This is a genomic window from Chitinimonas naiadis, from assembly GCF_054780835.1.
On the sequence record NZ_BAAGVO010000002.1, the window covers coordinates 163,566 to 177,532 of the forward strand.

Consider the following 13,967-nt stretch of genomic DNA (forward strand, 5'->3'; position numbering starts at 1 on the left):
CAGTACCTGATGACTTTAGCCTGCCTGGCGGCGCTGGGCGGTTTGAGCGATCGCGCCCAAGCGCATGAAGGGCATGACCATGGCGATGCAGCGCAGACCCAACCGCTCGCCGGCAACCGGCCGCAGCGGCTGCCTGACGGCAGCGTGTTTCTGCCCAAGCAGGCCCAGCGGCGACTGGCGCTGCGTACTGTTTTGGCTGAGCCGGGCGAGTTTCCGCAGACAGTGGAACTGAATGGTCATGTCGTGATGAATCCTAGTGCCGGCGGCAAGGTACAGGCGCTGCTGGCCGGGCGGATCGAGGCCGGAGCCAAGGGTCTGCCGCTGCCGGGCCAGACGGTGCGCAAGGGTGAATTGCTGGCCTATATCAAACCGGCTGTCGGTAGTGCCGAGCGCAGTGGCCAGCTGTCGCAACTGGCCGAATTGCGTGCCGCGCATAGCCAGGCGGAAAAGAACGTGGCCCGCTTGCACGAGCTGGAAGGCAGCGTATCGCGCAAGGAGATCGAGGCGGCCGAAGCCGAGCTGGCCAGTATCAAGGGTCGGCTAGCAGCGGTTAGTGCAGGGGTGGAAGGGCGCGACGCCCTGTTGGCGCCAGTCAGCGGTGTCATCGCTAGTACCAATGTCGTAGTTGGCCAGGTGGTCGAGGCCAAGGAAGTATTGTTCGAGGTGGTCGATCCCAAGCAGTTGCTGATCGAGGCGCAGGCCTTCGACGCTGCCCTGCTGGACAATCTGGCCGGCGCCAGCCTGGCGGGCGATGGCGGCGCGCTGCGCTATCTCGGCGGTAGCCGTGCACTGCGTGACGGTGCCTTGCCATTACTGTTCCGGGTCGAAGGTGGATCGTTGAATCTGGCGCTGGGCCAGCCGGTAAAGGTGATTGCCCAGATCCGCGCCGTGCGCAAGGGTGTGGCCTTGCCGGCCGCAGTGGTGGTGCGTAACCCTGCCAACGAGGCCATCGTCTGGCTGCACGTCAGCGCCGAGCGCTTCGTGCCCAAGCCGGTCAAGGTCACGCCTATCGACGGCAGCCGGGTAGTTGCTGACGGCATCGAAGCCGGCGCGCGGGTGGTGACCGACGGCGCCACCCTCATCAACCAGATACGTTGAAGGACGACCGATGTTCAGTTGGATCGTCAATCAAAGTCTGCGCAACCGCCTGCTGGTGCTGGCTGCCGCGTTGATACTTATGCTGTATGGCGGCATGACCGCCTGGCGTATGCCGGTCGATGTTTTCCCCGACCTTAACAAGCCCACTGTGACGGTGATGACCGAGGCCGGGGGCATGGCACCGGAGGAAGTGGAGCAACTGGTCAGCTTTCCGCTGGAAACGGCGCTGAACGGGATGCCGGGCGTCACCCGGGTTCGCTCGGTATCCGGCATCGGTCTCTCCATCGTCTACGCCGAGTTCGACTGGGGCAGCGACATCTATCGCAACCGGCAGCTGGTCGGCGAGCGGCTGGCCGAGGTGCGCGAGCAGCTACCGCCGGGGGTGAATCCGAATATGGGGCCAATCTCGTCGGTGATGGGCGAGATCATGCTGATTGCCTTGCCGGCTGGCGCCGGTAGTAGTCCGATGCAGGTACGCGAGTACGCCGACTTCGTGCTGCGGCCGCGGCTGCTGTCGATACCTGGTGTGGCTCAGGTGATCCCGATTGGTGGCGAGGTGCGCCAGTTTCGGGTCGAGCCCGATCCGGCCCGCATGGCCCAGCTCAATGTCAGCTTCGAGCAGCTGGAAAGCGCGCTCAAGGCCTTTTCCAGCAATACCAGCGGCGGTTTCCTGGAACAGAACGCCCGTGAATATCTGATCCGCAACCTGGGCCGCACCACCCGGCTGGAAGACCTGCAAAGCCTGGCGGTGACGGTTAGCAATGGTCAGCCCATCCTGCTCAAGCAGATTGCCGAGGTGAAGTTCGCCGCCGCCTTCAAGCGAGGTGACGCCGGCTTTGCTGGCAAGCCCGCCGTGATCGTCAGCGTGCAGAAGCAGCCCAGCGCCGATACGGTGCGGCTGACCGGCGACATCGAGGAAGCACTGCAGGGCCTGGCTAAGACCTTGCCACCCGGTGTCAGCAAGCCGCAAATCTCGTTCCGCCAGGCCGATTTCATCGAATCATCCATCGATAATGTTCAGGAAGCGCTGCGCGACGGCGCCATCATGGTGGCGGTGATCCTGTTCCTGTTCCTGATGAATGTGCGCACCACCCTGATTTCGCTGACCGCCATCCCGCTATCGATTGCCATCACCGCGCTGGTGTTCAAGGCTATGGGGCTGTCGATCAATGTGATGACGCTGGGCGGTCTGGCCATCGCTATCGGCGAGCTGGTCGACGATGCGCTGGTTGATGTCGAGAACGTACTGCGCCGGCTCAAGCAGAGGAAGCCGGCTGGCGTTGCCGCCATCGTCAAAGCTATCGCCGCCGCCTCCAACGAGGTGCGCTCTGGCGTAGTGGTCGCCACCCTGGTTGTGGTACTGGTGTTCGTACCACTGTTCGCCTTGCCGGGTATCGAAGGCCGGCTGTTCGTGCCGCTCGGGGTTGCCTACATCACTTCGATCCTGGCCAGCATGGTGGTGGCGCTGACCGTCACTCCGGTTATGTGCTACTTCCTGCTGCCGCGGATGAAGCAGATCGAACATGATGACTCCTGGCTGGTGCGCAGGCTCAAGGCCTGGGACCAACGGTTGCTGGAAGCGTCTTTCAGCAGGGCAAGGCAGATTCTGCTGGCCGCCATCGTGCTGCTGGCCCTGGCGGTGGCGACGGTACCGTTCTTCCCGCGTGCTTTTCTGCCGGCCTTTAACGAGGGCACACTGACCATCAGCCTGCTGCTCAACCCTGGCACCTCGCTGGCCGAATCCAACCGGGTCGGAGCCTTGGCCGAAACGCTGATCGCCGAGGTGCCCGAGGTGAAAAGTGTCGGTCGGCGAACCGGCCGGGCCGAACTCGACGAACATGCCGAGGGCGTCCACTCCAGCGAGATTGATGTCGACCTCAAACACAGCGGCCGCGGTCGGGAAGCCATCATCGCCGACATCCGGGCCAAGCTGGCCCCGCTACCGGCGACCGCCCTGATCGGCCAGCCGATTTCACACCGGCTTGACCACCTGCTATCCGGCGTGCGGGCGCAGATTGCCATCAAGCTTTATGGCGACGATCTCGACACCCTGCGTGGCCAGGCCGCCGCCTTGCGTGACCGCTTGGCCAAGGTGCCGGGGCTGACTGACTTGCAAATTGAAAAGCAGGTGCTGATTCCGCAGATCAAGGTCCGGCTCGACTATGCTCGGGCGGCCCAATACGGCGTATCGCCCGGCACCCTGCTGAAAACCCTGGAGACGCTGACCGAAGGCGATACCGTTTCGCAGATTGTCGATGGCAACAAGCGCTTCAACCTGGTGGTACGCCTACCCGACACCGCGCGCAGCGCCCAGGGTCTTGCCAACGTGCTCATCGATACGCCGCACGGCCGGATTCCACTCAGCCTGGTCGCCAGCGTCGAGGAAAGCGATGGCCCCAACCAGATTGGTCGCGAGAACAGCCGCCGTCGCATTGTGCTGGCCGCCAATACCGACGGTTCCGACATGGCCGCTATCGTGGCGCGCATCCGTGGCGAGATAGCTCAGACCAAGTTGCCCGAGGGCTATTTCATCAGCCTTGAAGGCCAGTTCCAGGCTCAGGAGCAGGCCACCCAGCTGATTGCCGCACTGTCGCTGATCTCGCTGGGCCTGATCTTCATGGTGCTCTACAGCCGCTATCGCTCGCACCGGTTGGCTCTGATGATTATGGGCAACATTCCGATGGCGCTGATAGGCAGCGTGGCGGCAATGTGGCTGACCGGTATCTCGCTGTCGGTCGCCTCGCTGGTTGGGTTCATCACCCTGACCGGTATCGCGACCCGCAACGGCATCCTTAAAATCAGCCACTACATCAACCTGTGCAAATTCGAGGGCGAGACCTTCGGCACCGCCATGATTGTGCGCGGCTCGCTGGAACGGCTGACGCCGGTGCTGATGACTGCGCTGGTTGCCGCCTTCGCCCTGGTGCCACTGCTGTTCGCCGCCGATGCACCGGGCAAGGAAATCCTGCACCCGGTCGCGGTGGTGATCTTCGGCGGCTTGGTCAGTTCGACCGTACTAGACACCCTGCTGACCCCGCTGATGTTCTGGCTGTACGGTCGCGAGCCGCTTGAAGCCCTGCTGGCCGAACATAGCCACGACGTCTTTTAACCCGAATCCCCACTGAAAGGCTCTTTCCATGAACAAGCTGATCCCCGCACTGTTTGCTGCCGCCCTGATTACCCCTGCCTTTGCCCACGGCGACCTGAAGCCCATGCACGGTGGCGTCATTGCTGAAGGCAAGCACATCACGGTTGAACTGGTGGCCAAGGCCGATAGCCTCGATGTCTACCTGACCGACCACGACAAGGATGTGGATGCCAAGGGCGCCAGCGGCGAAGTGATTCTGCTCAGCGGTAGCGACAAGGCTGATGCCAAGCTGGTACCCGCCACTGGCAACCAGTTGTCGGCTAAGGGCAGTTTCAAGGTTGGCCCTGGCAGCAAGGCCATCGTCAAAGTGTCGGTGCCGGGCAAGGGCGACGACCAGGTTCGATTGAGCATCAAGTGAGAGGACAGATCATGCGCAATTCACCATTACTGATGGCATTGATGGCTGCCGTAGCTACGTTTGCTGCTCAGGCGGCAACACCCGCTGAAACAGTCGACCTGTTTCATGCTGCCATGCAGCGCGGCGACCAGGCGGCGGTGGAGACGCTGCTGCTACCCGAGGTGTTGATCTACGAATCCGGCTGGACTGAGCGCTCGCGGGCCGAATATGCGGGCCACCATCTGCCCGAGGATATTGCGTATGCAAAGCAGAGCAAAACCCGCGTGCTGAAGCAGCAAGCAAACGAGGCCGGCGAGATGGCGGTGGTGATGTCGGAAACCGAAACCACGGCAAGCAAGGGCAAGGTGACCAAGCGCTACGCCGGTACCGAGACCATGGTGCTCAAGCGCCTGGATGGCGAATGGCGGATTGCCCATGTGCACTGGTCGTCGCACCCACTCAAACCCTGATGGTGGCAGGGAATAAGCCTGAAATGCTTGATGGCCATCAAGGCCGCCCGTGGTGTGGCGGCCTAATGTAGGAGCTATTCCCTACCATCTCTCACGGAGAGTTTCCATGTTGTCCATCAAGCCTTTTGCGTGGTCCGGCATTGCGCTGGCGGCGGCCCTGGTCAGCGCCGATCCGAGCGGTACGGTTTATACCGCCAACGAGCGCGATGGCTCCATCAGCCAGGTTGCACTGGCCGATGGCAAGGTCAACACGGTCAAGGTTGAGGTGGCGCCGCATAACGTGCAAGTTTCACCCGACGGCCGTTGGCTGCTGGTGGTAGGCATGCCGCAGCACGTCGGCCATGAGGGGCATGCCATGGGCGGTGGCCAATTGCTGGTATTCCGTACCAATGCGCTGGCGCAGCCGGCCTTCGCCCTGCCAGCGGGTGAGCATCCGGCCCACGTGGTTACCGATCTGGCGGGCAAGCGCGCCTTCGTCACGGATTCAGCAGCAAGCGTTGTGCGGGTGTTCGATCTGGAAGCGCAGAAGGAAATCGGTCAGGTGGCCACCGGCGCCTTTCCGCACGGCATCCGGCTGAGCCCCGACGGCAGCATGCTGTATGTGGCGGACATGAAGGCCAAGGCGGTATCGGTGATTGATGTCGCCAGCCTGCAGGAAACCGGCCGCATCACGGTCGGCAGGGCTCCGGTGCAGGTTGGCTTCGCGCCCGACGGCAAGCAGGCTTATGTGTCGCTGAGTGGCGAGAACAAGCTTGGCCTAATTGATACGGCGAAGCGCAAGCTGGTCGGCAAGGTAGCGGTCGGCCGTATGCCGATCCAGATGTACGCCACGCCCGATGGCAGGCAGGTGTTTGTGGCCAATCAGGGCAGCGCCAAGCAGCCCGACGACAGGGTGTCAGTAATCGATCCTGTCGCTGGCAAGGTGCTTGCCGCTATCACCACCGGCAAGGGCGCGCATGGGGTGGCGATGAGCAGCGACGGTGCCTATGCCTTCGTCAGTAATATCGAGGACGGCAGCTTTTCGGTGATCGACACCGCCAGCCATCGGGTTGTTGCCAGTCATCGTGTTGGTGCCGGCCCCAACGGCATCAGCTACCAGGCGCCATGATGAGGGCGCCGACTATGCGTGCTGGAATTCAACGCTGTTCGCATAAATGACTAAACTGAAATCTCGCTGACTGGAGCAACGCCATGCGGCGCTTACGCCGTCACCTGCCCATACTGTCCCGCCTAGCCTTGCTGGCTTGGGTGGCGGCGTTCGTGCTGATGACGGTGCAGGGTTGCTTTGCCGATGAAGGCACTGGCCATGAGGTGCTGCAAGTCACAATCCAGCACGACCATGCCAGCAGTGCCGATGCGCTGTGTGCCCAGCACTGCGCACAGGTCAAGGCGACGGTGACGCCTTCGGCTGGTTCGGCACTACCGAATCCAAGCGCATGGGTCATGTTGCTGGTCTTGCCCCTTCTACTTCTGCTCGCACTGGGCAACCATGCTATTCCCCCCAGGCGCTTCCCACGCCTGTTTGCGCCGCCCGATCCGGCAGCGCGCCTGCTGTTCGTTCGCTTCAACCATTAGCCGCCCAGGCCTGCGTGCCTTAACCGCGCTGCGCCGTCACAGCCGTCACAGCCGTTGGCCGTGGCGACTCGATCCTGCTTTCCCCGTACCGCCTTCATTAACGACATTTGGAGATCACCATGAAAACGTCCGTGCAATGGATTGTCGCTGCTGCGCTTGCTTGTACCGCCCTGGTCGTACCCGCCAATGAAGAACACCACAAGGACGACGCCAAGCCGGCCAAAACAGCCAAGGCCAGCAAGCCGTCCGCTAAAGCCGCGAGCGAGCAGATGCAGAAACTGCAGGCCGCCCGCGACAAACTGACCGCCGCCAAAACCCCAGCCGAGCGGCAGATGGCCATGATGGAAGGCATGCACGCGATGAAGGACAGCATGGTCATGATGCGAGACATGCACAGCGGCAAGGGCTGCATGGGCATGGCCAAGGGTTCGGACATGAATATGGGCATGGCCGGCGATAAGGCCGGTGGCATGGGCATGATGGACATGATGATGCAGATGATGGACCAGCAGTCGTCGATGATGGCGATGCCGATGGACAAGAAGGAGTAAGCAGGTGGATCGACGTCGATTTCTGCAAAGCCTGGCCATCGCCGGGCTGGGTTCCCCGGTGCTGACCAGGGCTGCTGATATGGCGGGCATGGGTGGCATGAATATGGCCATAGCCAGCAAGGTCCGTCTACTGGCTGCCGATCGTCTGCCGGGCGGCGACCCCTTGCGTGATTTACCTAGGCTGGTGAATCGCGCTACTCGGGCAGGCCAATTTCAGGCCACGCTCACCGCAGCTCCGGTAGCCGTTTCGCTGATACCTGGCGAGCGGCCAACCACCTTCTGGGCCTACAACGGCGGCTTGCCCGGCCCGCTGATCGAGGTATACGAGGGCGACGAGGTAGAGATCACCTTCATCAACCGGCTCAAACAACCGTCTACCATCCACTGGCACGGTCTGCCGATACCGCCCGAGCAGGACGGTAATCCATGGGATCTGGTAAAGCCCGGCGGCAAACGCACCTATCGCTTCCGCCTGCCCGAGGGCAGTGCCGGTACCTACTGGTACCACCCGCACCCGCATCACTATACGGCGGAGCAGGCCTTCCGCGGCTTGGCGGGGGCGCTGCTGGTGCGTAGTCGGCAAGACCCACTGGCCGGCGTGCCGGAGCGACTGCTTGTGGTTTCCGATCTGAAGCTAGATGACCGCGCCGCCATCGCCCCCAGCGATGACAATGACCTGATGAATGGCCGGGAAGGCCAGTTCGCCCTGGTGAACGCGCAGCGCCAGCCCACGCTGGCATTTCACTCCGCTGGTCGCGAACGCTGGCGGGTATGGAATGCCTGCAGCGCCCGCTACCTGCGGCTGACCCTGCCGGGCAGTACGCTGACGCTGGTCGGTACCGACGGCGGCCTGCTGGAGGCGCCACAGGCTGGCCTAGACGAGTATCTGCTGGCACCGGGACAGCGAGCCGAACTGGTGGTCGATGCCGGGAGCCGCCGCGACCGGGTCGAACTGGTCGCTGCTATCTACCAGCGCGGCAAGATGGGTGTGGTGCCACCCGAGCAGGTTATGCCCCTGCTCACGGTGGACTTTGGAGCGGTGACCGGCGCGAACCTGCCGGCACTGCCGGCCAAGCTGGCTGATATTGCCGACCTTGGCCCCGTCAAGGTGCACAAGCAGGTGGTGTTCAGCGAAACCATGAGCATGGCCGGAGGCCAGCACCGGATGGGTTTTCTGGTGAACGGCAAGTCCTTCGACATGAAGCGCGTCGATCTGACCAGTCGTGTCGACGAGGTCGAGCTATGGGAGCTGGTTAACAACGCTGATATGGACCACCCCTTCCATCTGCACGGCACACAGTTCCAGGTGGTCGAGCGCGAAATGGATGGCAAAGTCACACCGGCACCGTTCCGCGCGTGGCACGACATCGTCAACCTGCGTGCCGGCGAAACGGTGCGCATCAAGACCGTCCAGCACTGGCGGGGTCTACGGATGTTCCATTGCCACATTCTGGAGCACGAGGCGGCCGGCATGATGGGCATGCTGAAAGTGGTTTGACCGGGCGCGGGGCCGTCCCCGCCTCAACCGCAAGGAGAAGACCATGCAACATGATCCACCGCCGAACCGGCATCGCTGGGTGTTCTGGGGTTTTGTAGTGATTGCGGCATTTTTCCTGCTGACCGAGCACACCGCCCATGTGCTGGGTGCTTTACCTTACCTGCTGCTGGCGGCCTGCCCGCTGATGCATCTGTTCATGCATCACGGGCATGGTCACCACCATCACCACCACGACCCTTCACGGTCGAGCCAAGATGAGGAGGATCGGCCATGAGTCACGGTGATAGCTCTGCCTATGGTCTGTGGTCGCTGGTGGTCATCAACTCGGCGATCTTCATCATCTTTGCCTTCAGCTTCGTCAAGCCGAAGACGGCCCGCGACTGGCGCTCCTTCGGCATGTTCTCGGGCTTTCTGGTGGCACTGTTTACCGAGATGTATGGCTTCCCGCTGACCATCTACCTGTTGCTGCCGTGGCTGAGCCAGCATTTCCCTGGCATCGACTTCCTGACCCATGACAGCGGCCATTTGCTGGAGGTCATGTTTGGCTGGCGGCTGAATCCGCACCTCGGCCCCTTCCACCTGCTGAGCAATCTGTTCATCTTTGGCGGATTCTGGCTGCTGGCTGCAGCCTGGGACAAGCTCTACAAGGCGCAAACCAGTGGGCGGCTGGCAATGACCGGACCCTATGCCCGCATTCGCCACCCCCAGTACGACGGTTTCGTGATCATCATGTTCGGCTTCCTGCTGCAGTGGCCGACGCTGATTACCTTGGTGTTGTTCCCTGTCCTGGTTGCCGTATACGCCCAACTGGCCAAGCGCGAGGAAGCCGACATGGTCGAGCAGTTCGGTGATGCCTATCTGGCCTATCGCCAACGGACACCAGCTTTCTGGCCACGCTTCGGCGACGGCGCCGCATAAAGGAGATCAGCATGGCCACACCCTGCAAAACCGGCTTGGCGTTGTCCATCACCATGGCCGTTTCCTATGCCGTCTGCGCGGCTCTTTACGCGCTGTGGCCGGAGCAAGGTATCGCTTTCCTCAATGCCCTGTTTCATGGTCTCGACTTCCAGCTACTGGCCGGGCGTACACCAGCGGCTTTTACCTTGCTGACCTTCCTCGGGCCACTGGTCGTGCTTGCCGTGTGGGGTTTTCTGGTCGGTTCACTGTTTGCCTGGCTGCACCGCTGCTTGCAGGGCAAAGACAGCTAGGAGCTTGCGATGAGCGATATGCATAGCCACCACGAGCACCATCACCCAGCAGTACCTGATATGCCGCAGCCATTGGAGGGAGGCGAATACTCCTGTCCGATGCACCCTGAAGTAAGGGCAAACCAGCCTGCCAGTTGCCCCAAGTGCGGTATGGCACTGGTGCCTGTCGAGCAGCTTAAACAAGGACACAGTCATGCACCGCATATGGAGCATATGCATGCTCATGTGCCCGCTGCACCGGTTACGGAGGATGCGACCTACACCTGCCCGATGCATCCGGAAATCCGCCAGGATCAGCCTGGAGCATGTCCCCAATGCGGTATGGCCTTGGTGCCGTCAAGCCAGCTTGGCCACCATCACGCGCACCATGGCGGGCATGATCAGCACCCGGCAGCCGTGCCGCCGCTCGCCAAGCCGGTAACGCCTGGCACGATCTACACCTGCCCGATGCACCCTGAAATACGCCAGGACCATCCCGGCAGCTGCCCCAAGTGCGGAATGACGCTGGAGCCTATCCTGCCGACCGCGGATGACGAGGAAAACCATGAGCTGCGCGACTTCAGCCGCCGCTTCTGGTGGACGCTGCCGCTGACGGTGGTGGTTACCGCACTGGCCATGTTCGGGCATAAGTTGGGTCTGTTTGCCATGGGTACACAGACCTGGGTCGAGCTGTTTCTGTCCCTGCCAGTGGTGCTATGGGCCGGCCAGCCGTTTTTCATCCGCGGGGCGCAATCCATCGTCCAGCGCAGCCCGAATATGTGGACGCTGATCGGCCTCGGTACCAGCGCAGCCTTTGTCTAAAGCCTGGCAGCAACCTTGGTGCCGGGCATCTTTCCGGCCACATTCCAGAGCATGGGTCGGGTTGGCGTCTATTTTGAGGCAGCTGACGTCATCATCTCGCTGACCTTGCTGGGCCAAATGCTGGAACTGCGGGCCCGCTCGCAAACCTCGGCGGCCATCAAGGCCCTGTTGGGCTTGGCGCCGAAGACAGCACGGCGGGTACGTGACGATGGCAGCGACGAGGACGTGCCGCTGGCCGAAGTCCAGGTTGGCGATCGCCTGCGTGTGCGCCCCGGCGAGAAGGTGCCGGTTGATGGCGTGGTACTGGAAGGCAGCAGCGCCGTCGATGAGTCAATGCTCACAGGTGAACCGCTGCCAGTGGTCAAAGCTGCCGGCGACAAGCTAATCGGCGCCACTCTGAACAGCAGCGGCGCGCTGACCATGCGGGCCGAACAGGTTGGTGGTCAGACGGTGCTAGCGCAGATCGTACAGATGGTGGCCGCGGCCCAGCGCTCCAAGGCACCGATGCAGCGGATGGCCGATGTGGTCGCCGGTTACTTCGTGGTCGGCGTGGTCAGTATTGCCATCGTCACCTTGTTTGCTTGGGGTCTGTTTGGCCCACAGCCTAGCTGGCTGTATGGCCTACTGAATGCGGTGGCGGTTTTGATCATCGCCTGCCCCTGCGCCTTGGGCCTGGCAACGCCAATGTCCATCATGGTCGCCACCGGAAATGCCGCAAGCCAGGGGGTGCTGTTTCGTGACGCAGCAGCCATCGAGCATCTGCGGCGTATCAATACCCTGGTGGTGGACAAGACCGGCACCCTGACCGAAGGTCGGCCCTGCTTCGAGCGAGCTGTAGCGGTAGACGGCTGGACGGAAACCGAAATTCTGCGTCTTGCCGCCAGTCTCGACCAAGGCAGCGAGCACCCGCTGGCCGACGCGATCGTCAAGGCAGCCCGCCGCCAGGGACTGACCTTGGCCGCCGTGACTGATTTCGAGTCAGCCAGCGGTATCGGTGTGCATGGCAAGGTGGACGGGCGCCAGCTGGCACTGGGTAACCGGGCGTTCATGGAACAGCTGGGCGTACCGCTCGATGCGCTTGGTGAAGCGTCTGAAGCCTTGCGCCAGCACGGTGCAAGCGTCATTCAGCTGGCAGTTGATGGCCAGCTGGCTGGTGTATTGGCAGTATCAGACCCAGTCAAGTCCAGCACTGCTGCTGCGTTGATTGATTTGCAGGCCGCCGGCATCACGGTGGTAATGGCAACGGGTGACGGTTTGACGACTGCCCGTGCGGTTGCCAAGCAACTGGGTATCAGCGAAGTGCATGGTGAGGTGAAACCCGCCGACAAGCTGGCCTTGGTGGCGCGGCTGCAGGGTGAAGGCAAGATAGTGGCCATGGCCGGCGACGGCATCAACGACGCCCCGGCCCTTGCCCGCGCCGATGTCGGCATCGCCATGGGCACCGGTACCGATGTCGCCATGCACAGCGCCCAGCTTACCCTGGTGAAGGGTGACCTACGTGGTATTGCTGCCGCACGCGCAATCTCGGTCGCCACAGTCGCCAATATGCGGCAGAACCTGTTGTTCGCACTGCTCTACAACGCGTTGGGCGTGCCCATCGCCGCTGGACTGCTGTATCCGTTCACCGGCTGGCTGCTGTCACCGATGATCGCAGCGCTGGCGATGAGCCTCAGTTCGGTGTCGGTGGTGGGTAATGCATTGCGTTTGCGAAGGTAGTGGGCGCCGGGTTGCCATCACCAGCCAACCAAGGTTATCCCTAGCGTCCGATTGATACCTGTAAGCAGTCACATATCCGCTCAATGCTGAGTGGCGGCTTTGGCCGATAAGCAGTCGCTTACGGTTGAGCTACACAATGGCGGCACAAGGTTTGAATGATGGGGGTAACTTTGGGGGTAACATCAAAAATCGAATCGGATAATCTCTAGGCACAGAAACGATTTCGATGTGATGATGTGAGTCCGACCCCGGCACCAGACATATGCTCCAGCTTGCTGGGGTAAACAAAAAACCCGCCTAGTTGCTGACTAGGCGGGTTTTTTGTCGTTTGTGCTAGTTTGGTTGGTCAGTTACTCGTTGATGCAAATTACAAGACCCGATCCCAATGTTCAAAAGCACCGAGGTTTCGTGGATGACCAAGAAGGCGTTTGCCTGGCTGGGTATGACCTTATTTGCGCTGGGTGCTGCGGCATACGTTAGCGTCATGCTATGCGTGCCGGCGCTTCGCCCCATACCCATCCGTGCGCTCTTTGCAGAGCTGCGTATCACCACGTACAGCCATTTTATCGGTGGCGTGATCGCGCTCGCGACCGGTGCGCTTCAGTTCAATATGCTGCTTCGGACCCGCTTTATTGGCGTACATCGCTGGCTTGGGCGTTTGTATTGCATGGCAGTCGTCGTGGCTGGAGCTGGTGGGCTGTTGCTAGTGCAGCAGTCACCTGGCGGCGCCACGGCGCATTTAGGGTTTGGTTTGCTTGCCTTGCTCTGGATGGGTAGTACATTGATGGCGTACTGCGAAATTCGGCGGGGTAATGTGAGCGCCCACCGAGCATGGATGATGCGTAGCTACGCACTGACGTTTGCATCCGTGACATTCCGTCTGTATTTGCCGCTAAGCCAGATGGCAGGTTTTCCGATGGTGGTCGCTTACCCTGTGATTTCCTGGATCGGTTGGGTTCTCAATCTGCTTATCGCCGAATGGTTTATCCGGTCGGGGCAATTGGGGACAGGTTTTGTAATCAGAAAAATTCATGTGTGATGGCAATATAAGAGCTTTGATATTTGCATAAGCCATTGTTAGGACGAGGAAAAGTATTGTTCAACATCTTTAAGAAGAAACCGGTTCTGAACCCGGGCTATCCGGTCGTTGAGGGGCGAGACGAGATGACCACGGAGTGGTCGATTGCGCCGTCCGTGCCGTTCAATCGCCGGTTTGAAAACAGCAGCCTTGTTTTTTGGCGGCCGGGTATCACTGCGTGGATCCTCATCTGGGACAACCCCAAAGGCGAATCCGTTGATACCCGGCTCAGTGCACTCAGAGCCAGAAGATCATCCGAAGCCTTCGATGAAAAGGAAAGCCGAAGCCAGAGCACTTCTCACTACAGCTATCGGCTTAATGAGGAAGCTGACGACAAGAGAGTGGCAGCCTTGTACGCCTTTGCCTTTTCCGATGTCGGTCACGTTCAGGTATCGGTTTACTTCGATAAGGAAGCAGATCTCTCGATCGCGGAAGCCTTATGCATGAGCATTGAAGCCGTGCCGGCCCAGCCATAATCATGCTTAGT

The 13,967-nt window shown here is 61.2% G+C and carries 15 protein-coding genes and 1 pseudogene; all 16 read left to right on the top strand.

Annotation, left to right across the window (positions count from 1 at the left end; genetic code table 11):
• Positions 1-9 precede the first annotated feature (9 nt).
• Complete coding sequence (locus ACYVHK_RS03055; protein ID WP_460527470.1) at positions 10-1,098, top strand: efflux RND transporter periplasmic adaptor subunit; 1,089 nt, start codon at positions 10-12, stop codon at positions 1,096-1,098.
• Between the two features lie 10 nt (positions 1,099-1,108).
• Positions 1,109-4,207, top strand: coding sequence for an efflux RND transporter permease subunit (locus ACYVHK_RS03060; RefSeq protein WP_460527472.1), 3,099 nt, complete (start codon positions 1,109-1,111; stop codon positions 4,205-4,207).
• A 28-nt stretch (positions 4,208-4,235) separates the two neighbouring features.
• Positions 4,236-4,604 (top strand): hypothetical protein, encoded by a 369-nt coding sequence (locus ACYVHK_RS03065; protein WP_460527474.1) that lies wholly within the window; start codon positions 4,236-4,238, stop codon positions 4,602-4,604.
• Between the two features lie 11 nt (positions 4,605-4,615).
• Positions 4,616-5,053 carry a YybH family protein gene (locus ACYVHK_RS03070; RefSeq protein ID WP_460527476.1) on the top strand — a complete coding sequence of 146 codons (438 nt, stop codon included), beginning with the start codon at positions 4,616-4,618 and terminating at the stop codon, positions 5,051-5,053.
• Between the two features lie 106 nt (positions 5,054-5,159).
• The gene (locus ACYVHK_RS03075) at positions 5,160-6,161 is read left to right on the top strand and encodes a YVTN family beta-propeller repeat protein (protein WP_460527478.1); all 1,002 of its coding nucleotides are present in this window, start codon (positions 5,160-5,162) and stop codon (positions 6,159-6,161) included.
• Between the two features lie 83 nt (positions 6,162-6,244).
• Positions 6,245-6,628 carry a hypothetical protein gene (locus ACYVHK_RS03080; RefSeq protein ID WP_460527480.1) on the top strand — a complete coding sequence of 128 codons (384 nt, stop codon included), beginning with the start codon at positions 6,245-6,247 and terminating at the stop codon, positions 6,626-6,628.
• Positions 6,629-6,747: 119 nt separating this feature from the next.
• On the top strand, positions 6,748-7,179 hold the full coding sequence (locus ACYVHK_RS03085; RefSeq protein WP_460527482.1) for a hypothetical protein: 432 nt from the start codon (positions 6,748-6,750) through the stop codon (positions 7,177-7,179).
• Between the two features lie 4 nt (positions 7,180-7,183).
• A complete protein-coding gene (locus ACYVHK_RS03090) occupies positions 7,184-8,677 on the top strand; it encodes a multicopper oxidase family protein (protein WP_460527484.1) in 1,494 nt (497 codons plus the stop codon).
• A 43-nt stretch (positions 8,678-8,720) separates the two neighbouring features.
• A complete protein-coding gene (locus ACYVHK_RS03095) occupies positions 8,721-8,951 on the top strand; it encodes a DUF2933 domain-containing protein (RefSeq protein WP_460527486.1) in 231 nt (76 codons plus the stop codon).
• Entirely contained in the window at positions 8,948-9,595 is a 648-nt protein-coding gene (locus ACYVHK_RS03100) for a methyltransferase family protein (protein ID WP_460527488.1), read from the top strand. The genes ACYVHK_RS03095 and ACYVHK_RS03100 overlap by 4 nt, the downstream gene beginning before the upstream one ends.
• Before the next feature lie 11 nt (positions 9,596-9,606).
• The gene (locus ACYVHK_RS03105) at positions 9,607-9,885 is read left to right on the top strand and encodes a DUF5676 family membrane protein (protein WP_460527490.1); all 279 of its coding nucleotides are present in this window, start codon (positions 9,607-9,609) and stop codon (positions 9,883-9,885) included.
• A 99-nt stretch (positions 9,886-9,984) separates the two neighbouring features.
• Positions 9,985-10,209 (top strand): annotated as a pseudogene (locus tag ACYVHK_RS03110) (heavy metal-binding domain-containing protein); the annotation flags it as partial.
• Positions 10,210-10,215: 6 nt separating this feature from the next.
• Positions 10,216-10,686 (top strand): heavy metal-binding domain-containing protein, encoded by a 471-nt coding sequence (locus ACYVHK_RS03115; RefSeq protein ID WP_460528345.1) that lies wholly within the window; start codon positions 10,216-10,218, stop codon positions 10,684-10,686.
• An 18-nt stretch (positions 10,687-10,704) separates the two neighbouring features.
• Positions 10,705-12,402 carry a copper-translocating P-type ATPase gene (locus ACYVHK_RS03120; RefSeq protein ID WP_460527491.1) on the top strand — a complete coding sequence of 566 codons (1,698 nt, stop codon included), beginning with the start codon at positions 10,705-10,707 and terminating at the stop codon, positions 12,400-12,402.
• Between the two features lie 412 nt (positions 12,403-12,814).
• Positions 12,815-13,441: a DUF2306 domain-containing protein gene (locus tag ACYVHK_RS03125; protein WP_460527492.1), complete on the top strand. Its 627-nt coding sequence runs from the start codon at positions 12,815-12,817 to the stop codon at positions 13,439-13,441.
• Between the two features lie 56 nt (positions 13,442-13,497).
• Positions 13,498-13,956, top strand: coding sequence for a hypothetical protein (locus ACYVHK_RS03130; protein WP_460527494.1), 459 nt, complete (start codon positions 13,498-13,500; stop codon positions 13,954-13,956).
• Positions 13,957-13,967 lie beyond the last annotated feature (11 nt).

Excerpts from the sequence above, each read along its gene's own strand:
- ACYVHK_RS03080 (WP_460527480.1), top strand. The coding sequence starts at position 6,245 with ATGCGGCGCTTACGCCGTCACCTGCCCATACTGTCCCGCCTAGCCTTG.
- ACYVHK_RS03075 (WP_460527478.1), top strand. The coding sequence starts at position 5,160 with ATGTTGTCCATCAAGCCTTTTGCGTGGTCCGGCATTGCGCTGGCGGCG.
- ACYVHK_RS03070 (WP_460527476.1), top strand. The coding sequence starts at position 4,616 with ATGCGCAATTCACCATTACTGATGGCATTGATGGCTGCCGTAGCTACG.
- ACYVHK_RS03055 (WP_460527470.1), top strand. The coding sequence starts at position 10 with ATGACTTTAGCCTGCCTGGCGGCGCTGGGCGGTTTGAGCGATCGCGCC.
- ACYVHK_RS03105 (WP_460527490.1), top strand. The coding sequence starts at position 9,607 with ATGGCCACACCCTGCAAAACCGGCTTGGCGTTGTCCATCACCATGGCC.
- ACYVHK_RS03095 (WP_460527486.1), top strand. The coding sequence starts at position 8,721 with ATGCAACATGATCCACCGCCGAACCGGCATCGCTGGGTGTTCTGGGGT.
- ACYVHK_RS03060 (WP_460527472.1), top strand. The coding sequence starts at position 1,109 with ATGTTCAGTTGGATCGTCAATCAAAGTCTGCGCAACCGCCTGCTGGTG.
- ACYVHK_RS03125 (WP_460527492.1), top strand. The coding sequence starts at position 12,815 with ATGACCAAGAAGGCGTTTGCCTGGCTGGGTATGACCTTATTTGCGCTG.
- ACYVHK_RS03065 (WP_460527474.1), top strand. The coding sequence starts at position 4,236 with ATGAACAAGCTGATCCCCGCACTGTTTGCTGCCGCCCTGATTACCCCT.
- ACYVHK_RS03100 (WP_460527488.1), top strand. The coding sequence starts at position 8,948 with ATGAGTCACGGTGATAGCTCTGCCTATGGTCTGTGGTCGCTGGTGGTC.
- ACYVHK_RS03085 (WP_460527482.1), top strand. The coding sequence starts at position 6,748 with ATGAAAACGTCCGTGCAATGGATTGTCGCTGCTGCGCTTGCTTGTACC.